Annotated in this window: 20 protein-coding genes; 13 read left to right on the top strand and 7 right to left on the bottom strand. The window is 45.8% G+C overall.

Features of this window, described 5'->3' with window-relative positions; all coding sequences use genetic code 11:
• Positions 1-551: 551 nt before the first annotated feature.
• Together NXR94_RS05500 and NXR94_RS05495 are read right to left on the bottom strand one after the other, a co-directional pair.
• A complete protein-coding gene (locus tag NXR94_RS05500) occupies positions 552-881 on the bottom strand; it encodes a GIY-YIG nuclease family protein (protein WP_258103586.1) in 330 nt (109 codons plus the stop codon).
• Positions 882-1,276: 395 nt separating this feature from the next.
• Entirely contained in the window at positions 1,277-1,768 is a 492-nt protein-coding gene (locus NXR94_RS05495; RefSeq protein WP_258103585.1) for a DUF4494 domain-containing protein, read from the bottom strand.
• Positions 1,769-2,131: 363 nt separating this feature from the next.
• Here NXR94_RS05495 and NXR94_RS05490 point away from each other — a divergent pair, with 363 nt between their 5' ends.
• The 9 genes from NXR94_RS05490 to NXR94_RS05450 all read left to right on the top strand — a co-directional run bounded on the left by NXR94_RS05490 (position 2,132) and on the right by NXR94_RS05450 (position 8,673).
• A complete protein-coding gene (locus tag NXR94_RS05490) occupies positions 2,132-2,833 on the top strand; it encodes a YceI family protein (RefSeq protein WP_258103584.1) in 702 nt (233 codons plus the stop codon).
• 17 nt (positions 2,834-2,850) lie between these two features.
• Entirely contained in the window at positions 2,851-3,240 is a 390-nt protein-coding gene (locus tag NXR94_RS05485) for a cytochrome c (protein ID WP_258103583.1), read from the top strand.
• Positions 3,241-3,251: 11 nt separating this feature from the next.
• Positions 3,252-4,103 carry a DUF5777 family beta-barrel protein gene (locus NXR94_RS05480; RefSeq protein WP_258103582.1) on the top strand — a complete coding sequence of 284 codons (852 nt, stop codon included), beginning with the start codon at positions 3,252-3,254 and terminating at the stop codon, positions 4,101-4,103.
• Complete coding sequence (locus NXR94_RS05475; protein ID WP_258103581.1) at positions 4,091-4,321, top strand: hypothetical protein; 231 nt, start codon at positions 4,091-4,093, stop codon at positions 4,319-4,321. Before NXR94_RS05480 ends, NXR94_RS05475 begins: the two co-directional genes overlap by 13 nt.
• Positions 4,318-5,202, top strand: a complete 885-nt coding sequence (locus tag NXR94_RS05470; protein WP_258103580.1) for a 4Fe-4S dicluster domain-containing protein — start codon at positions 4,318-4,320, stop codon at positions 5,200-5,202. The genes NXR94_RS05475 and NXR94_RS05470 overlap by 4 nt, the downstream gene beginning before the upstream one ends.
• Positions 5,203-5,205: 3 nt before the next feature.
• Positions 5,206-7,359, top strand: coding sequence for an NrfD/PsrC family molybdoenzyme membrane anchor subunit (gene nrfD / locus NXR94_RS05465; RefSeq protein WP_258103579.1), 2,154 nt, complete (start codon positions 5,206-5,208; stop codon positions 7,357-7,359).
• Positions 7,360-7,381: 22 nt separating this feature from the next.
• Positions 7,382-7,798: a c-type cytochrome gene (locus tag NXR94_RS05460; RefSeq protein WP_258103578.1), complete on the top strand. Its 417-nt coding sequence runs from the start codon at positions 7,382-7,384 to the stop codon at positions 7,796-7,798.
• Positions 7,799-7,817: 19 nt separating this feature from the next.
• Entirely contained in the window at positions 7,818-8,192 is a 375-nt protein-coding gene (locus NXR94_RS05455; RefSeq protein ID WP_258103577.1) for a hypothetical protein, read from the top strand.
• A gap of 121 nt (positions 8,193-8,313) precedes the next feature.
• On the top strand, positions 8,314-8,673 hold the full coding sequence (locus NXR94_RS05450) for a hypothetical protein (protein ID WP_258103576.1): 360 nt from the start codon (positions 8,314-8,316) through the stop codon (positions 8,671-8,673).
• 146 nt (positions 8,674-8,819) lie between these two features.
• Here NXR94_RS05450 and NXR94_RS05445 read toward each other — a convergent pair whose 3' ends face one another.
• Positions 8,820-9,593: a hypothetical protein gene (locus tag NXR94_RS05445; protein ID WP_258103575.1), complete on the bottom strand. Its 774-nt coding sequence runs from the start codon at positions 9,591-9,593 to the stop codon at positions 8,820-8,822.
• 106 nt (positions 9,594-9,699) lie between these two features.
• Here NXR94_RS05445 and NXR94_RS05440 point away from each other — a divergent pair, with 106 nt between their 5' ends.
• Positions 9,700-9,840, top strand: coding sequence for a phage tail protein (locus NXR94_RS05440; RefSeq protein ID WP_258103574.1), 141 nt, complete (start codon positions 9,700-9,702; stop codon positions 9,838-9,840).
• Positions 9,841-9,929: 89 nt separating this feature from the next.
• On the opposite strand, the gene NXR94_RS05435 is transcribed toward NXR94_RS05440, so the two are convergent.
• A complete protein-coding gene (locus NXR94_RS05435) occupies positions 9,930-11,690 on the bottom strand; it encodes a hypothetical protein (protein WP_258103573.1) in 1,761 nt (586 codons plus the stop codon).
• 377 nt (positions 11,691-12,067) lie between these two features.
• Here NXR94_RS05435 and NXR94_RS05430 point away from each other — a divergent pair, with 377 nt between their 5' ends.
• Positions 12,068-12,208: a phage tail protein gene (locus tag NXR94_RS05430; protein ID WP_258103571.1), complete on the top strand. Its 141-nt coding sequence runs from the start codon at positions 12,068-12,070 to the stop codon at positions 12,206-12,208.
• A 221-nt stretch (positions 12,209-12,429) separates the two neighbouring features.
• Here NXR94_RS05430 and NXR94_RS05425 read toward each other — a convergent pair whose 3' ends face one another.
• The 3 genes from NXR94_RS05425 to NXR94_RS05415 are packed head-to-tail and all read right to left on the bottom strand — an operon-like array spanning position 12,430 to position 13,872.
• Positions 12,430-13,356 (bottom strand): type II toxin-antitoxin system HipA family toxin, encoded by a 927-nt coding sequence (locus NXR94_RS05425; protein WP_258103570.1) that lies wholly within the window; start codon positions 13,354-13,356, stop codon positions 12,430-12,432.
• Positions 13,353-13,667, bottom strand: a complete 315-nt coding sequence (locus tag NXR94_RS05420) for a HipA N-terminal domain-containing protein (RefSeq protein ID WP_258103568.1) — start codon at positions 13,665-13,667, stop codon at positions 13,353-13,355. Before NXR94_RS05420 ends, NXR94_RS05425 begins: the two co-directional genes overlap by 4 nt.
• Positions 13,654-13,872, bottom strand: a complete 219-nt coding sequence (locus tag NXR94_RS05415) for a helix-turn-helix transcriptional regulator (RefSeq protein ID WP_258103566.1) — start codon at positions 13,870-13,872, stop codon at positions 13,654-13,656. The genes NXR94_RS05420 and NXR94_RS05415 overlap by 14 nt, the downstream gene beginning before the upstream one ends.
• A 339-nt stretch (positions 13,873-14,211) precedes the next feature.
• Between NXR94_RS05415 and NXR94_RS05410 the strand changes: the two genes are divergently transcribed.
• Positions 14,212-14,757: a transposase gene (locus NXR94_RS05410; RefSeq protein ID WP_258103565.1), complete on the top strand. Its 546-nt coding sequence runs from the start codon at positions 14,212-14,214 to the stop codon at positions 14,755-14,757.
• A 303-nt stretch (positions 14,758-15,060) separates the two neighbouring features.
• Positions 15,061-17,058: a fibronectin type III domain-containing protein gene (locus NXR94_RS05405; RefSeq protein ID WP_258103564.1), complete on the top strand. Its 1,998-nt coding sequence runs from the start codon at positions 15,061-15,063 to the stop codon at positions 17,056-17,058.
• The last annotated feature ends 171 nt before the right edge of the window (positions 17,059-17,229 follow it).

Below are 17,229 nucleotides of genomic sequence, written 5' to 3'. Positions count from 1 at the left end.
TCCTTAATCCCAAAAACAAAAACAAGTTTGCACAGATTGGCAAATATCAACAGAATTCCGACTTGCAGTATGATACCGCCATGATGTCCAAAGACGCTCTCCGAGCGTGACTTTTGAGGTTCGATTCTACGTCACGAAGTTATTCACTAGCCGTGCGCCCCGAAGGGAATCGATGATCTTATACGCTATGAAGTCATTCCCGTAGGGAATCTTTGATTTTTAGGGAAGTGTTCTTTTTATCAAAGTCACTCTCCGAGCGTGACTTTTGAGATTCGATTCTACGTTATGAAGTCATTCACTAGCCGTGCGCCTCGAAGAGAGTCGATGATCTTATACGCTATGAAGTCATTCCCGTAGGGAATCTTCGATTTTGAGAGAAGTGTTCTTTTTATCAAAGTCACTCTCCGAGCGAGACTTACTGGTGTAAAGTGGTTGTATGCTATTTAGGAAATCATTACTTTTTAGAGAAGTGTTTCATTTTACAAAGACACTCTCCGAGTGTGATGTTACGTGAAGGACTTGGTATTACATCCGTTAAACAATTCCAATCTCTATCCCCTGGATGTTGCTTCAGGGTGCGGAGGCCAATCCATTACCATAGAATTTAAAGAGTGCCAACGAGGGTTACCCTGATTTATTAAGGCTTCTTTTTCCTTTCTGGTCATGGACTTTATTTCCTTTTCTCTTTCAATCGCATGCATAGGTTGGGAAAACCGTTCAAAGTATAGTAGAAAATGACAGTAGTATCTGCCCGCAAATGTTTTTTTATCTCCACGATTTAGAAAGTGTTCTGTAAGTCTTTGTGCCAGGTCGTTTGTTATTCCAGTATATAAAACCGTCTTCCCCGGGTTGGTGATGATATAGGTGAAATAGCATCGCATTCGGTGAATATAGTAAGTAACTGTATGATTAGTTTAATTTATTGGAAATGCTACCAGATAATTTTAACCTTCATAGGCATATTCTGCAGTTTGATTCTGCAAATATGTTCAACGACACTCTCCGAGCGTGACTTTTGAGATTCGATTCTACGTTATGAAGTCATTCACTAGCCGTGCGCCTCGAAGAGAGTCGATGATCTTATACGGTATGAAGTCATTCCCGTAGGGAATCTTCGATTTTGAGAGAAGTGTTCTTTTTATCAAAGACACTCTCCGAGCGAGACTTCCATGTGGAGATAAAGTCATTCGATGGCCGTGCGCCCCGCAGAGAATCTTTGTTTATTAAATAAAGTGTTCTGTTTTGTCGTAGACACTCTCCGAGTGTGACTTACTGTTTACCCTTCCTGCTCAGCTTCTACCTCACTCAAAGGCTTCAGGTTGGCAGGGATGGCATTCGGATCGTAAGGGTATACCTCTACGATCTTCGTCAGAGTCACCGAAGGAATAGAGTAGGGCACCAACATAGACTTCAAAAACTCATTAGTGTTCTCAATGCAGTCTCCAATGTTGTCCGCCGAAACCATGAAGTAGTTATTGATGTTCACCTCTTTCTCCGAGTCGCCGTCTACCGTGGTGTAGACCACCTTCACCTTCCACCAGTAGTCCGCAGGCTTATCTTCATTGATCACCAACTCTGAAATGTTCGTTTTCGTGATCTGGGTGACGGTAAATTCGCCGTGGACGTCACGCTCCATCGCTTCATAGATTCTGGTTTCAGCTTCTGTATAAGTCAACGCATCAAGCATATAAGCTTCAGTTATTTGCTTGAGCATGCCGTTTTCCTGCTCTTTATTGTATTTTACTTTGCAGCTGTACCAGGTCTTCATGTGCGTGTATTTTGAGTTTTTCTTAAGGGGGGCAAAGATAGCTTTTCAGTAGAATGAGCCGGGGTGATGAAGGGATTTTTTAATCCTGATTTTGTTGACATTTTTAGGACGCCCCTCCCGCAAAGCCTCTTGGCAGACCGGCGCTCGGCGGGCCTGCCGCTTTGTTCCTGCACAGAACATTGACTAACATGCCATGACTCGAAGTCATAGCATGAGTGTATCAAACGAAAAAACTTCCTCGTGACTATAATTAGAAGCTAGGCACCATCCCCTGACAAAAATCAGCTTTGAGTTTGTATAATCTCATGTTTTGGAGGTTTGTTCAAAACTAACTTCAAACGAAACAACAAACTCATATGCATCATGATACCCCTTAGAAAATTCCGAATACCGATACTGGTAATGGCTGTGCTATCACTGCTCATGTACCAGTGTACGAATGATGATGACATGCCTGACTATGTGCCAGGAGATGCTGTAATAGATACAGAAGGAACTGTTTGGAGATTTGATAAAGCGCACTCCAATGTGGAGTGGGAGACTGCATACCTTGGAGAGCTTGCTTTATTGACGGGTAGATTTAGTGATTTTTTCATAGATGTAGATTTTGATGAGCAGAACCCCGAGCTCAGTTCTATTTTCGCTTCAGTAGTTATTACCAGCAACCTGACCGGAGAGCCCAACAGGGACCACCTGGGTGGATGTATGCCAACTACCTTAGGAGTCATTCATAATGGCGATACCCTCGCAGATGGATCACTTGATCCGGCGGGTATCGATTCACTTTCTAATGTTGCAAGTTTTCAGAGCGTGTCGATCACCAGGGACGGACCGGATTACCATGCCAAGGGAATGCTGACTTTCAAAGGGGTGAGTGATGAAGTAGAGTTGGTATTCAACTTCCTTGGAGTACATGATCATAGCGATGCGCAGGATGCATCTGATCTAAGAGCAGCCTTTACCGGAGAGTTTAGTTTCCTTGCCAAGTCGATATTTGGGGTAGACTCGGATAATATAGGTGACGAAGTGACGGTCAAGATCAACTGCCATACACGATTGAGGTAAACTTAGACACATGAGCCATGAAACGGGATTTTTGGGTCTTGATACTACTCCTTGGCTGGTTGCTCTCTTCCTGTACTTATAGAGATGATACCGATGTCTCTCCCGAACCAATAGATAATGGAGGACAGCAGATCTCTTTTTCCACGAGCGTCCAACCTCTTTTCACCAGCAACTGCGCAGTGACCAACTGCCATGTCTCGGGAGGAGAGTCACCCAACCTTGAGGTAGGTGTGGCCTATAATGAACTGTTTTCGAATAGTCTTATCAATGTATCAGACCCTGAGTCCAGTGAAATACTTATCCGTATGCGGTCTCTGACCGACCCTATGCCAACAAGTGGTAAACTATCTAATGCACAGATTAACATCGTTGCCACCTGGATTAGCCAGGGTGCCAAGGACAATTAAACTTCAATGCTATGAAAACCATGAAGCCATATTATCAACTTGTTCTGCTGGTAGCGATCATGTTTGGGCTGGGTAGCTTGCCGCTATTGGCACAGGAAGAAGAATCTGATGCCATTCGCCCACCCTTTGAAAGTGCCATGTTGATTGATAACCAGACGACCGTGGTGTATTCTCCGAAGACGCTGGAGTTCAATATTCAACACCGTTTCGGCACGGTGGAGAATGGATATGATGACCTCTGGGGCTTATGGGCGCCTTCCAACATTAGATTGGCTATGAGCTATTCACCGATCAATAAATTGTTGGTGGGAGCCGGGTTAACCAAGTTCAATAAAGTGCTGGATTTAAATGCCAAATATGCCCTTCTCACCCAGACCCGATCCGGCAACATACCTGTTTCGGTGTCCTACTATGCGAATGTGGGTGTCAACACCATGAGTAAGGATAATTTTGACAAGGGAGGGGACCGGCTTTCCTATTTCCATCAGTTGTTGATTAGCAGAAAGGTGAATTACTGGGTTTCGATACAAGTTGCCCCGAGTATGACCCATTTCAACTTTGTGCCGTCGGAGTCCAGGCAAAATGATCATTTCGCTATTTCAGGAATGGGAAGAGTGAGGGTGGCCCCTGCATTGGCGGTTGTATTCAATGTGGATCAGGCGATCACTTCACATCCGTTGGATAATCCCAATCCCAATTTGGCTTTCGGGATAGAGATGTCAACAAGCGGGCACTCGTTCCAGATTTTTGCAGGCAATTTCGGTAGTCTCGTGCCACAGTACAATAACGTGTACAACAGCAATGATTTTACGGCAGGAGAGTTTTTGATTGGATTTAACATCACACGATTATGGAATCTATAACCTACTATCGTAAGCGGATTGAAATGCTGAAAGGGCTCATTGGAGCTGCCTTGACGGCATTTTTTTTCCCGTTAGCAAACAGAATCCATCAGGAGAAAGTCTATTTAACTCACGATGGAGAACTTGTTCAGGTACCAACAGACAAGGTAAAGTCCACTGGTCAAAAGGTGACTTTCAGGAAGATTCATCATTGGATACTCAAGCGTATTAAAAAATGAAAATTCCGCAAAGAGATATTGATCGACGTACCTTTCTTGGGCTCTCGGCCCTCGGAGCATTCCTTCCTGATGCGTTTGGAGCTTCGGAACCTGAGGTTTCCGATAGTGAAGACGAGTTGGTCGAATTGCTTTCACCGGATGGGGAGATAGTCCATGTGAGCAAGTCTTTGCTCAAGCCGGTGCCGGATGTCCCGAAAAACCTTAGGAAAGGCATTCCTGACCGACAATTTGTAATGGTCATCGATCTGTCTCGTTGTGGAAATCAAAGAAAATGTCAGGCCGCCTGTAACAAGGCTCATGGCTTATCAGATCCCAAAAACTGGGTGAAGATCTATGATATGCAGAATGCCGAGAGCACCTCGCACTACTGGCAGCCTACGATATGCATGCATTGCGATGAGCCGCCCTGTGTGAAAGTTTGTCCGGTGGATGCCACTTTCAAGCGCACCGACGGCATCGTGGGTATTGATAATGATCGCTGCATTGGCTGTCGGTTTTGCATGGCAGCCTGCCCGTACTCTACCCGGGTGTTCAACTGGTCAGAAGAGCATGTAAACCCTGGCGGGGATCATGAAGGCCTAATGCATCATACAAGTCAGCTCGGTACCGTAGAAAAATGCGATTTCTGTCCTCATATGATTACAGAGGGAAAACTGCCGCACTGTGTGACAGCCTGTCCGAATGGCGTTTTTTATTTCGGTGATCTAAATGAGGACGCTGTCACCAATGGAGATGAAACGGTGAGGTTTAGTCAGTTGATAAAAGACAAGGGAGGGTACCGACTGATGGAAGAGCTGGGTACCGGACCAAGGGTGTATTATTTGCCTCCGGTCAATCGGATGTTTCCTTTTGAAAAAGAAGCACAGGAAGTGAATGGTTAGGTGATGAAAAATGATAACAACATACCATCCAATGATCTCAAGGCTCTGATGCCTGATAAGTTTGGACGTGTGGGGATTCTCTGGACATGGTCCCTGCTGTTGCTTTTTGCCATTGGGGTCGCCGCTTATATCTACCAGATCAGGAATGGTCTGGGCATCACTGCAATGCGGGACTATGCATCCTGGGGTATTTATATCTCCAACTTCGTCTTCTTCGTGGCCATAAGCCTGGTAGGCTCGCTGGTAAGCGCCATACTGCACCTGGCCGGTGTGAGCTGGGGTCGTCCGCTCAACCGAATTGCTGAAATTATAGCCGTCTCAGCCATCGTTTTCGCAGGGCTCATCATTATTGTAGACATGGGACGTCCCGACAGGCTTTGGCATCTTTTCGCCTATGGCAGGCTGCAATCACCGATCATCTGGGATGTACTGGTGATCACCACCTATCTCGTGCTCAGTCTGCTGCTACTTTACTTTCCATTACTGCCGGATCTGGCAATCATCGGTAAGGAAAAAGAAGGTACTTTCTTAGGCAGATTGTATACCAGGATGAGCCTGAACTGGACAGGCTCAGAGAAGCAAAAAATGATCTTAAAAAGAGCTGTCAAAGTGATCGCCATTTCGATCATACCGATGGCTTTTGCGATACACACGGTGACTTCATGGTTATTTGCCACTACCTATCGTCCCGGTTGGGACAGTACCAATTTTGGTCCATATTTCGTTTCGGGGGCCTTTCTGGCAGGGGCGGCCGGAGTGGTAATAGCCATGTTCTTTTACCGCAGGTATTATCAACTAGAGAAATACCTGACCGTTTCTCATTTTGATAAAATGGGACGGTTGATTGTCATGTTATCGCTGTTGTATATCTATTTCAACATCAATGAATACCTGGTTCCCGGTTTTAAAATGAAGGCCACCGAGGAAGAGCATCTGGTCAGCCTTTTTACCGGAGAATTTTCCACGATTTTTTGGGCGGTGATTGGGTTGGGTATGATACTTCCCACCATTGTATTGCTGATTCCGAAAGGTCGTCAGCCTGTTCCGCTGGTTATCATGTCTATCCTGATTGTGGTAGGAGCGTGGTTTAAGCGTTACCTCATCGTGACACCGACATTATTGCATCCGTTTTTGCCCATTGAAGATGCTCCAGAGTCCTATTCGCATTACATACCCACCATTCCGGAAGTGATGATCACTGTAGGATCGCTGGCGGGTGCGTTACTGATAATGACCTTTTTTACGCGATTTTTGCCGATTATTCCTATCTCCGAAGAAGAAGAACCGGTTGTTGAAGTCAAAAGCCAGCACATGGGAGCGATGCGGATCATGACCTGCCTGCTCATTTTAGGTATGGCCCTGCCTATACAGGCGCAGCAGAAACAAAAAGTAAAACTCAACCTCAATTATTACCATGAGATGGGGCAGACACCCTACCTCACCACGCGTGTCAGAACGAGAGGAGAACGGGGGTATGAACCCGTCGAGGGTGTTATTGTGAATCTCTTTTTGTATGACGAAACCAAAATGGGAATGCTCGGCAATATTACATCAGATGTAGATGGAGAGGGGACTTTTATCCTTCCCGATAAGTTTCAAACGGCGCTTGATACCCTGTCCGAGCTGAACTTCATTGCTCGCATTCTGGATGACCCAAATTATAAGGATAAGCGTGAGGAATTGTCAATCACCCGTGCCACCCTTGACTTGAAAACCTCTGAGATAGATTCGATCAGGACTATTCAAATAGTGCTTTCGGGACCGGATGGTGAACCTGCGGCAGAGGAGCAGGTATATATTTATGTCAAGCGTATGTTTGGGCAGATGCCCATCGGAGATAAGTACAATATCACAGATGATGAGGGGACGATCACGATCCTTTTAAAGGATCAAATCCCCGGTGATACTGAAGGTAATCTGGAGCTTTGTGCAAGGGTTTCGGATCATGATAGCTATGGTACCATAAGCATAACCAAGAAGGTCAATTGGGGAGCGGTACCATCTATTGAACCTATCCACCTGGGCCGATCTCTCTGGGGAACCAGGGATAAGGCCCCGGTGTGGTTATTGTTGGTAGCCAATGTTACGATCATTGGTTTCTGGACCGTCATTGGCTACCTCCTTTTTCAGCTTTATATGATACGTCAATCAACGTAGTACAACTTTAAACTTTCACCCCATGAGGACAATTACATCAAACCAAAGATCACGGTCGCGCATCCTTTATTTCTGGCTGCTGATACTCTTGTCCATCTTTCTGCTGGCCTTTCAGGGACCGGTTTGGAAGGTGCCGGCATCTAGTGCAGCGATGAAAAACCCTGTGAAATATGCTGGTGAGAATACCATTATTGCCAAAGGGCTTTATACTAAGCACTGTAAGTCATGTCATGGCAAGAGTGGAGAAGGAGACGGAACCAAAGCGGAGGAGCTGAAGACCTTTCCCGGAGATTTTACAACAGACGAGTTTCAGGATCAAAGTGATGGCGCCATCTTTTACAAGATCAGGGCCGGACGTGATGAGATGCCTGCTTTTGATAAAAAAATTAGTGAGGAAGACAGCTGGTTGCTCGTGCACTACCTGAGAACATTCCAATGAATCTTTAAATACCATAGAGATGAAACAAAATATTGAAACATGGCTACGATTGATTCTGGGGGCGTATCTGATAGGGTATGCCCTCAATCAATTTCTGCATGTGGTACCCACGAGTTACGGTGCCATGCCCACGATCACCAGGGATTTTATTGATTCTATCGTGATGTACCTCCCCTTTCTGTATGTTTTTGAAATGCTGATTGGGGTTCTGTTGCTAATGAATAGATGGACCGGATTGATTTTAATAGTCTTGTTTCCGCTGTCCTTTAGCTTCATGATGTTTAACATGATAAATGGTGATTTGGCTATGCTGTGGCCGGCAGTTTTAGTAGCCACTTTAAACATTGTGTTGCTATTGATCAACCGGGAACGATACACGCCTTTATTTGAATAGGATTGTGCTGCATGGGGTGGCCTAATCTGCCTATCCCGGGTATCGTTTGATGCCCGGGTGGGCACTTTGGGGTGCTTCGAACTGTTCCATTTATAATGGTTAAACCTTAAAAGCAATAGCTATGAAACTTTTTCGAAACATTTTGCGCGTACTTTCTACGCTGGCTGTGCTTTCTTATGCTTTCATCTTCATTGATGAGGTGTTTCCGCCTTACGACCCGAATTTGCAGGAGTCCAATTTTGGGATTGTAATGGTCGTTGTTCTGTTCATTTGGTTTTCCGTTGGTTATTCCTATCTCTGGAAAAACGAAAAGATGGCAGGTCTTTTCTTTATTACCTGGTGGATAGGTCTTTTCCTCACAGCCTGGTTGATATGGTTGTATGGAAATGTTACCGTGATTTTGGGATTACCAATCTTCGTTATAGGAATTCTTTTACTTGTCTATGCACATAAAAAGGATGTAGCATCGCATCAGCATTGATTATATGAATTTATAACTACAAGATATTTTCAGCTAGCTCTGCCATCAGGTTGATCAACCTGACTGGTATGAATTCACCATGTCGTCAGGTGCTTTCACCTGACGACTTGCTTTTGTTAATGCGTATCTAATAGATCTTAATAGCCCTAATCCTGATCTGCCCAGAGTGCATCAATACGTCGAAGCATCAAAACTTTCTGAGGCGTTCGGAGTTTGGCCATTTTCTTCCAGGTCTCCTCCATGGAAACACTGCCATGTACCTCCTTCCAGGTGGCAACCTGATCGAATTCCTTGCTTCCCTCATCTGAGTAGCCATCCACTGCTACATACTGGTATTTATCATCCCATCTGGGGAAAAGGGCATAGACGCCCCAATAGGCCCGATTACTTTTCTTCATTGAGGCCTCGTGAAAGGGCTTGTAATAGGTTTTTTCCATTTCCTCATAGGCATCAAAATTAATTTCATCGACCTTGAAAAAGTTGACAACCAGGTAGTCGAGTTTCTTATCGCTGATCACCTGGTCGACGCGCCAGTTCACCTCATTTTTTTTCTGGATTCTTGTCGCTTCAGTCGTTTTCATCAGGTTTTGAAGGTCTGCCTCTTTCATGATTTTGAGGATACTTTCTGCAAACTGGTCGTTAGATCTATTGTATTGCTCCATATCCTTGTAATGATTGGCGGTAATAAAGTGAGGGCCGTCAGCGCCGCTAAACATCACCTCATACAGTTCCCAGCCTTCCATCAGATTATCATCGATAAGCTGCTCATGGATTTTTTTCCATTGCTGTTCCAGATCCAGGTAGTTAGATCGCGTGTCGGTGAGCTTCATGTAGCTGGTTACAACTAGCTGAGCATTCAGGGTGGTACTCATCATCGCCAATAGCAATATGAGTCCCAGGGTTTGGGTGAAGGTTTTCATAGGGTAGGGTTAATGTTGTTTTATTGAATATACGATTATTAATCACCCAAGTCAATACCTCGATCATGGACAAGCTTTTGCGAGTCTCGTCAGGTCTTTCGACCTGATGAATTTGGATCCTGCTCAGGCTTGTCACCATTTTCAGGTGTTTCTCGGCTGGTATATTCCTGATTTGGATAGTGATGCTTCCGGGATGGCAGTAGAAAAAATAGAATTGGCTGCTGAAAGGATTGAACGTGCAGATTGAAAAAGTTTAAAGAAAGGACTCTCGCCTTACCTTAAGATGATTCAAATGCTAATTTTCCCAGTGGAGGAAGGCAGTTCTTAGTTTCACTATTATGGATTAGGGATCGGGAGGTTGAGCTTTTTGAGGAGTGCTAAATATTCCGGATGGTCTAATAGCCTTCTATCCATTTTATAAATAGCAGCCAGGTAAGGCATATTCGGGTCATGGGTGTCATAGCCTTTTTTATAGTATTTCATCCCCTCATCCAGCAGCCCTGCTCTCACCAGTTCACTTCCGATAGCACACGGCGATATATAATGCCCTGCCGACTCTCTTTCCTTCAATAAGTCTGTCAGCTTTTTCATTTCTTGCTGGTATTCTTGCTGTGTATAGGAGTCTCTGATTTCAGGTATAAAGTCCTCTTCAATGTAACCAGCTGTTTTGTGAATGGTATAGGTCAGGGCCAGGGACTTTGCATATGCTCCACTGTAGAAGTATGCATGCTCCAGGGCCCCTTTTGCAAAATAGTGATTTGGGTCAATAGATAATGCTTTAACTGATCGGGCAATTGCCTGATCATAATTTCCGCCAGTCATGGACACTACACTGCTCAAGCCAAGTATAAATGGACGCAATGGGTCTAGTTGTACTGCTTTCTCAGAGTGAATCAGGGCTTCTTCCTGACGTCCCAGAAGGATAAGTAAATGCCCATAAAAAATGTGAGACATTTCGTTGTTAGGATTCAATTCCAGGGATTTTTTAAATGCTTTTTCCCCTTCTTCCCAGTTCCACATTCCCCAGGTCATTGTAATTGCTTTTAAATGAAAGGCCTGCGTCGAATTTGGGCCTAGCTCCAGCGCTTTCTTCATATTGTGTTGAAGGATCGGTCCATTTTCTTCAGGTGATTTGAATCCCATCTGCATCTGATATCCCGCCACTGAGGCCAGACCTTCATAGGGGCCGGCCCATTGTGGAGCCTTTTCGCTTGCGCGGGTAAAATACTCAGCTGCTGTTTGCAGTGAAGTCGGATTGATTTGGTCGAGATGGAATTTGCCCTTCAGGTAATCATCGTAAGCATCTTTGTCGATGGCATTGGATTCAGCCAGTAAGCTTTCTTCCTCTGGTGTTAGCACCACGTTGATCTCTTTGGATATCTGCCGGGTTACCAGGTGGTAAAGGTTTTCTATCTGTGATTTATCCGCTACAAATTTCCGAACCCACAGTTGCTTCTCTTCCGGATAAGTACTGATAAGTTGAATATTAATGCATATGCTGTCCGGTCCTATGCAGGATACACTCGCTTCAACCGCCGCATCTACTCCGAGTTCCGAGGTGATTTGAGGAATGGACTTGTTTTGGTCCTTAAAAGCCCTGGAGGATGTTTTAGAAATCACACGAAGGGCGCTGACTTTCCCAATGTCACCAATTAGTGAAGCATGCATTCCAGAGACATAATACTCGTAGTTGTCATAGCCCGTGAAATTATCGAATGGGAGCACCACGATAGACCTAATAGACTCTGCCAACTCTTTTTGGTCTTGCTTAAACTTAAAAACCCGAAGTTGTGAAGCATTGAGGGTATTGGGGTTTGCTAAAAAATAGGCTATTGCCAGCAATGCCGCGACACCATTGATAGCATGAAGGGAGATAGCTTTGCCGGTAAATTTTTGATCATACCCTGTATGGATCAGGGTAGACAACAGTCCGAAAAATAAGAGAATTAAAGCGACATCCAGAATCCTCGGATCCCAATGATATTTGTCGAGCAAAAAGTTGAGGGCTTCTATCAATACCCAGGCACTCCCCAGGTAGACGGCCAGGGTTCGCCATGCACTTTTAAGAATCGATTGATTTTGATCCTGCTCAGCCATTTTAGTCTTAGAACACGCTAAATCTAAGATACTAAGTAATTGTTTAAAGTGCTATGAGACCCTGAGCTCGTCCGAGTTTGCAACTCGGACCTTTTCTTTGGGGGTGGAGGCTATAGCAGATAAATGCTCCACGCTGAGGCAGAAGTTACTTTAGTGGTAGAGAGCGTTGACAGCTCTGGTTATGTTTTAAAATTTAATAATGAGCTTCCTCCTCATGCCGGAGGGGCACATCCTTTTTCCTGGATAAAAAAACCTACACGGCCCGAATCAAAAATCATGGAAAATTAAACGCTCAAGGCCTTTGCGCTCATCCGCCCCCCAATTTTCCCCCGACCTCCTCACATAAATTTACGAGTTTCGTCTGGTCTTTCGACCTGATGAATTTGGATCCTGCTCAGGCTTGTCACCATTATCAGGTGTTTCTCGGCTGGTATATTCCTGATTTGGATAGTGATGCATCCGGGATGGCAGTAGAAAAAATAGAATTGGCTGCTGAAAGGATTGAACGTGCAGATTGAAAAAGTTTAAAGAGAAGATTGGCACCCGATATAATATTGATTCTTGCATCTATCTCTATCTCTTGTGACACGGTGATTAGTTAGGCATGTACATCTCCTCACCAACCTTAACACACCTCAAACCCTCACCAAATTCAACACTTGCCCGCATCCTAAAAACGGGAACTTCATTTGTCAACTTTAAAAGATATAAGTGGATTGAGATATTAGATGCTGTTTGATTAACCGAAAAGCTGGTGATGCTTACTGCGAATTAGTTCCTTATACTTTACTGTCATTTCTTTGGATAATAAGGACTGATCCATAAAGTCGAACCACTTATGAGGGATACCAGCGTATTTATTGAGAATATTTTCGGCGGCTTTATCAGGTATTCCGGAGGTAGTCATAGCACTAAAAAAATCAGATTTTCTCAGCTTCTTTTTCTTTCCGGCTAAAGTCAGCGCAAGTTCCTCATCGTCTTCCTCAACAACCAAAGCGGATGAAACCAAATCATATGCAGGAGCCAATTCATATTGACGATGGTCGCTTTTTATCAATGAGAAGTTTTTTAAATGCATGTCAGCGTTTCCAGTCAGGAAGCTGAACAAAGTCAATTCATAAAACCGTACCAGATCGAGTCCCGGATTGATACTGTGGCGTTTGATTTCTCTGGCAATCTGCTCATGCGATGATTTGTATTTGTCTTCTGTTAGTCTTTCGAGTAATTGACACATATCCTCCATATGAAGTTTTGCTCCATTTTTTCTGTCCATTCGTTTGGTTATGTATGCCAGCTGCCCTGAAGCTAATCGCACTAAAGAATGATCTGCCGTTCGGATTTTGGATAGCTGTGCGAGATGCATGGTCAGGTCCTCTATTTGTGGTAATTCGGCCCACACAGGAGATTGAGGTTTGAGTATATATTGTCCCCATAAGCCAACGATGGTCAGTTTCTCAGCTCCATTGTCCGGTTTTTCAATATGTAAGGAAAGCTTCGGCTGAACTCCGGTAACCGTGGCACTCCCTTTAATCATTTGCTCGGCAAGCTTTAAAAGATCATCTTCAGTATATGGTACCTTAGGAGGTGTAGGGGCACCGAAAATTTTCTTACTACAATTAGTATGAAAATCGGTTTCTGAATCTCTATAGCAGTATAAACACTTCATTTTATTGGTTCAATTGAAACAGCACCGATACAATCCTTGCACGCAACCAACAGAATTCCCATTCTGTCCCTTTCATTGATCTTCCAGTTTTTTGTAACGATGTCCAGAATCCAACCTTCAGGAATAAGGCCATCAAAAAAAGGAAATAGTATCTTTGAATGATAAGGTTCTTTCTGAAGTGGGAGTGTTAAACTTATGGGCTCACCTTTTTCAGCGATGTAGTCATGTTCATATTGAAAATGATACCCGTGGTCATCCTCAGTTAAGGTTCCAGCCCATTGGTTCTGATAAAGTACTTTAGCTTTTCTCATCTTTGTTCGCTTTTATGGGCCCTAATTCGTAACCGAAGAGGTTTAGTACCTGATTGACTTTGTCCATCCTCAAAGTTGATTTTCCTTGTTCCAGGTCTCGAACGAACCTTAAACCAACGCCTGCAGCAAATGAAAGGTCTTCCTGATTCATCCCTGCTTGTTTTCTTTTCTCTTTGATGAACTTGACTAATTGTTTTTTTGCCATATCTATACCCTTTCAGGTGTAAATATAATCAAGCATTTATTTTATATCAGATAGGGTATAGAAATTTATTTATCTGTATATCTATACCCTAAAAGGTATAATTTATTTATCTGTAGCCGCTAATCCCATTCAAGCTGAACACCTCAGTTGTTTGAAGTCTTTCTGTCGCTACAATTGAAACTCGACCTCATCACCTTTTTACTTTAGCACCCTCCAAAACCTAACACCTTCCCCACGCTGGTCCGAGTTTACCGTAGCGCTGGTTCGAGTTTGTAACTCGGACCTGTAAAAATCAATTCCACCACAGCACCATTCCATTAAGCGCATTATTTTTACGGAGTGAGTCGTAAATACAAATTTTATAATAAGGAAGGACTATACTTTGTCAGTTTTGCTACCAAAAACTGGATTGATGTATTCGTACGTGAAGAGTATTTTCAAATTTTGATTGAAAGCCTGGACTATTGTAGAAAACACAAAGGAATGGAGATCTATTGTTATTGTCTCATGCCTAGTCACGTTCATCTCATTTTTCGGGCTCAGCAAAACAATCCGGGAGATTTGCTGAGAGATTTCAAAAGATATACTTCCAGAAAGGTCCAATCCGAAATTTCAGCAAACAATAAGGAAAGCAGAAAAGAATGGATGCTATCGATGATGGAGAAGGCTGGCCAAGCCAATAGCAACGTAAAACACAGACAATTTTGGCAACAGCATAATCAACCGGTTGAACTGTGGACTCCAGAGGTCACCGATCAAAAAATAGATTATATTCACATGAACCCCGTCATTTCTGGATTCGTGACAGAACCAGAACATTGGAAATACAGTAGTGCAGTTGACTATTCAGGAGGGAACGGTTTGTTAGGGATTGATTTTATTTAACAATTGAAGAGGTACGAGCTAAAAGCTCGCACCAGCAAAAGCCAGTCCGAATTTACCGTAGCGCTTGTCCGAGTTTGCACCTCCGACCTTTTCCTCCAAAACCTGCTAACTGAATTGTTCTAAGTATTTCCGCAGCTACACTTGAAACCTTAATACTTAAAAAACCCTCCCAACCCTAACACCTTCCCAACTTTACAAACCTTCCCGCCCAACCCAACATTTCACCTGCATAAATTTTTATTTTTTATAACGGAGTGTATTTTGCGGCCTCGTTTCAAAAATTAGATCGCCTAAACCGCTATTATGTCCAAGCCAGCACCCGCCAAGCACCACACCCTGCTAATCCTCTTATGTCTTTTCATCACCTATAATGCCACCGCACAGCAAACCCGCGTGCTTGCCCAAAACCACCCCGCCAACGACCAGCAAACACAGACCATACAGGTAAAATGGTACTCCCAGACCCTCACATACCCCGAAGGCGTGCATGTCTACCGCCGACAGAGCGGGCAGACCAACTGGACCAGGCTCACCGCGGAACCCATCCACCCACAGCAAGCCATTGACCCCGCATTGATCGAGCAGGACCCCGACCTCGAGTTCTATACCGAGCTCCTCAAAGAAGACAACCTCTCCGAGCAGCTGCTCCTGTTCAACATCGTCATCAAAACCTTTGAAAGCACCCCCTTCGCCACCTTCATGGGACTCTACTACGAAGACCATGACGTCATAGCAGGAGAGGAGTACACCTACCGCATCCAGCAGCTGGTCAACGGTCGGGAAACCTTCCTCGGACAGTCCGACGCCGTCCGTGCCGGCACCTTCCGACCAGCCCCACCCGTCAAAGACTTTACAGTCACCCAGGACAAGGACTTCATGACCTTCGACTGGCAAATGGAAGAAGACCGCTTCTATGCCGTCAACCTCTACCGCACGGCCGCCGATACCGTAGGAGAGACCCGCGTCAACCAAAAGCCCGTGGTCATCACCCAGATCGAGACCGACAGCGGCCTCGTGTACCCCACGCCCAAGTTCCGGAGCACCGACCTGACCGAAGGCACTACCTACACCTACCAGCTCGCAGGGCTCGACTTCTTTGGTCACGAGCTCCAGCGCACCGAGCCCATCGCCATACCCTTTCGCGACGTCACCCCACCCGCGCCACCCACCGGGCTCACCGCCACCCAGGACACCCTGCGCGTCACCCTCACCTGGACCCGCCCGAACGATCCGCAAGTGCAGTACATGACCCTCTACCGATCGCAGCATAGCGAAGGCCCTTTCGAAAGCATCCTCACCACCCCGAGCCAGACACAGTATACCGACAGCCTTCCGCACCCCGGACCCTACTACTACCACGTCACCAGTGCCGACGCCAGTGGCAACCAGGCCCCCTCGCGCACCGTATTCGTCCACATCCCCGACCAGCAGCCCCCCGCCGCGCCGCAGCAACTCACCCTCCGCGCAGACACCGGACGCTTTCACCTCAGCTGGCAGCCCGGCACCGAGCCCGACCTCCTGGGCTACCTCGTCTACCGCACCGCCGAAGCCTCCCAACAGCACTACGTGCGCCTCACGCCCGAGCCCCTCGCACAGCCCCGGTTCACCTACCGCCTGCCTGCCAATGTCAAAAACCAGTTTTCCTTTTTCGTCGTGGCGCTCGACTCCTCCGAAAACACCAGTCCCCCCAGCCAGGCAGCCCACGCACAGCTGCCCGACGTCACCCCGCCCGAGCAGCCCCATCTCCGACACGTGGAAATGCACGAAGGCCACCCCGTCATTCACTGGACGGCCAATACCGACGAAGACCTCACAGGCTATCATCTCCTTCGGTCCCACACCCAGTCACCCTTCACCCGTATCAACAGCCAGCTCCTGCCTCCCGACGTCCCACAGTATACCGACAGGCAGGCAGCCCCCGGCCAGACCTACCAGTATCACCTTATCGCCATAGACAGCGCCGGCAACGCGTCCATTCCGTCCCCTCCCCTCACGGCCTATGTTCCCCCCTCCGAAACCGCATTTTCCGGTAGCCTGCAGCTTTCCTTCCGGCACAAACGCCGAAAAAAGCACAATATCCTTAGCTGGTCCCGGCCCCATCAGCCATGCCTCGGCTTTGTGGTTTATCGTGGCGAAACAGCCGCGCAGCTACGGCCCTACAGCGGGTTGCTGCACGAGGTCGCCTTTGTGGATCAGGCGCTGGATGCCCCGCAGTACGTCTACCAGGTTCGCGCCTTCTCAGAGCAGGGCGGCGTCCTCAGGTCTGAGGTGCATGTGTGGGAGGAAAAGGGAATTGATTGATGATATTTTATATTGCAAATAACGTTAATTAATAAAATTTTATATTTTTACGCCTTCGCTATTCGATTGGGACTTCTGTCTCCAATCTAAATGATGAGAACCGCATTTGATTATTTGCTACACAGATTAGGACATTGGGGCTTGATCTGTTGTGGTAGAAAGCTATGGAAT

It is taken from the genome of Marinoscillum sp. MHG1-6, assembly GCF_024714475.1.
In the GTDB taxonomy this organism is placed as follows: domain Bacteria; phylum Bacteroidota; class Bacteroidia; order Cytophagales; family Cyclobacteriaceae; genus JAMZMI01.
The sequence above is the reverse complement of the archived record's forward strand: the minus strand, read 5'-3'. Positions and strand labels throughout refer to the sequence as shown.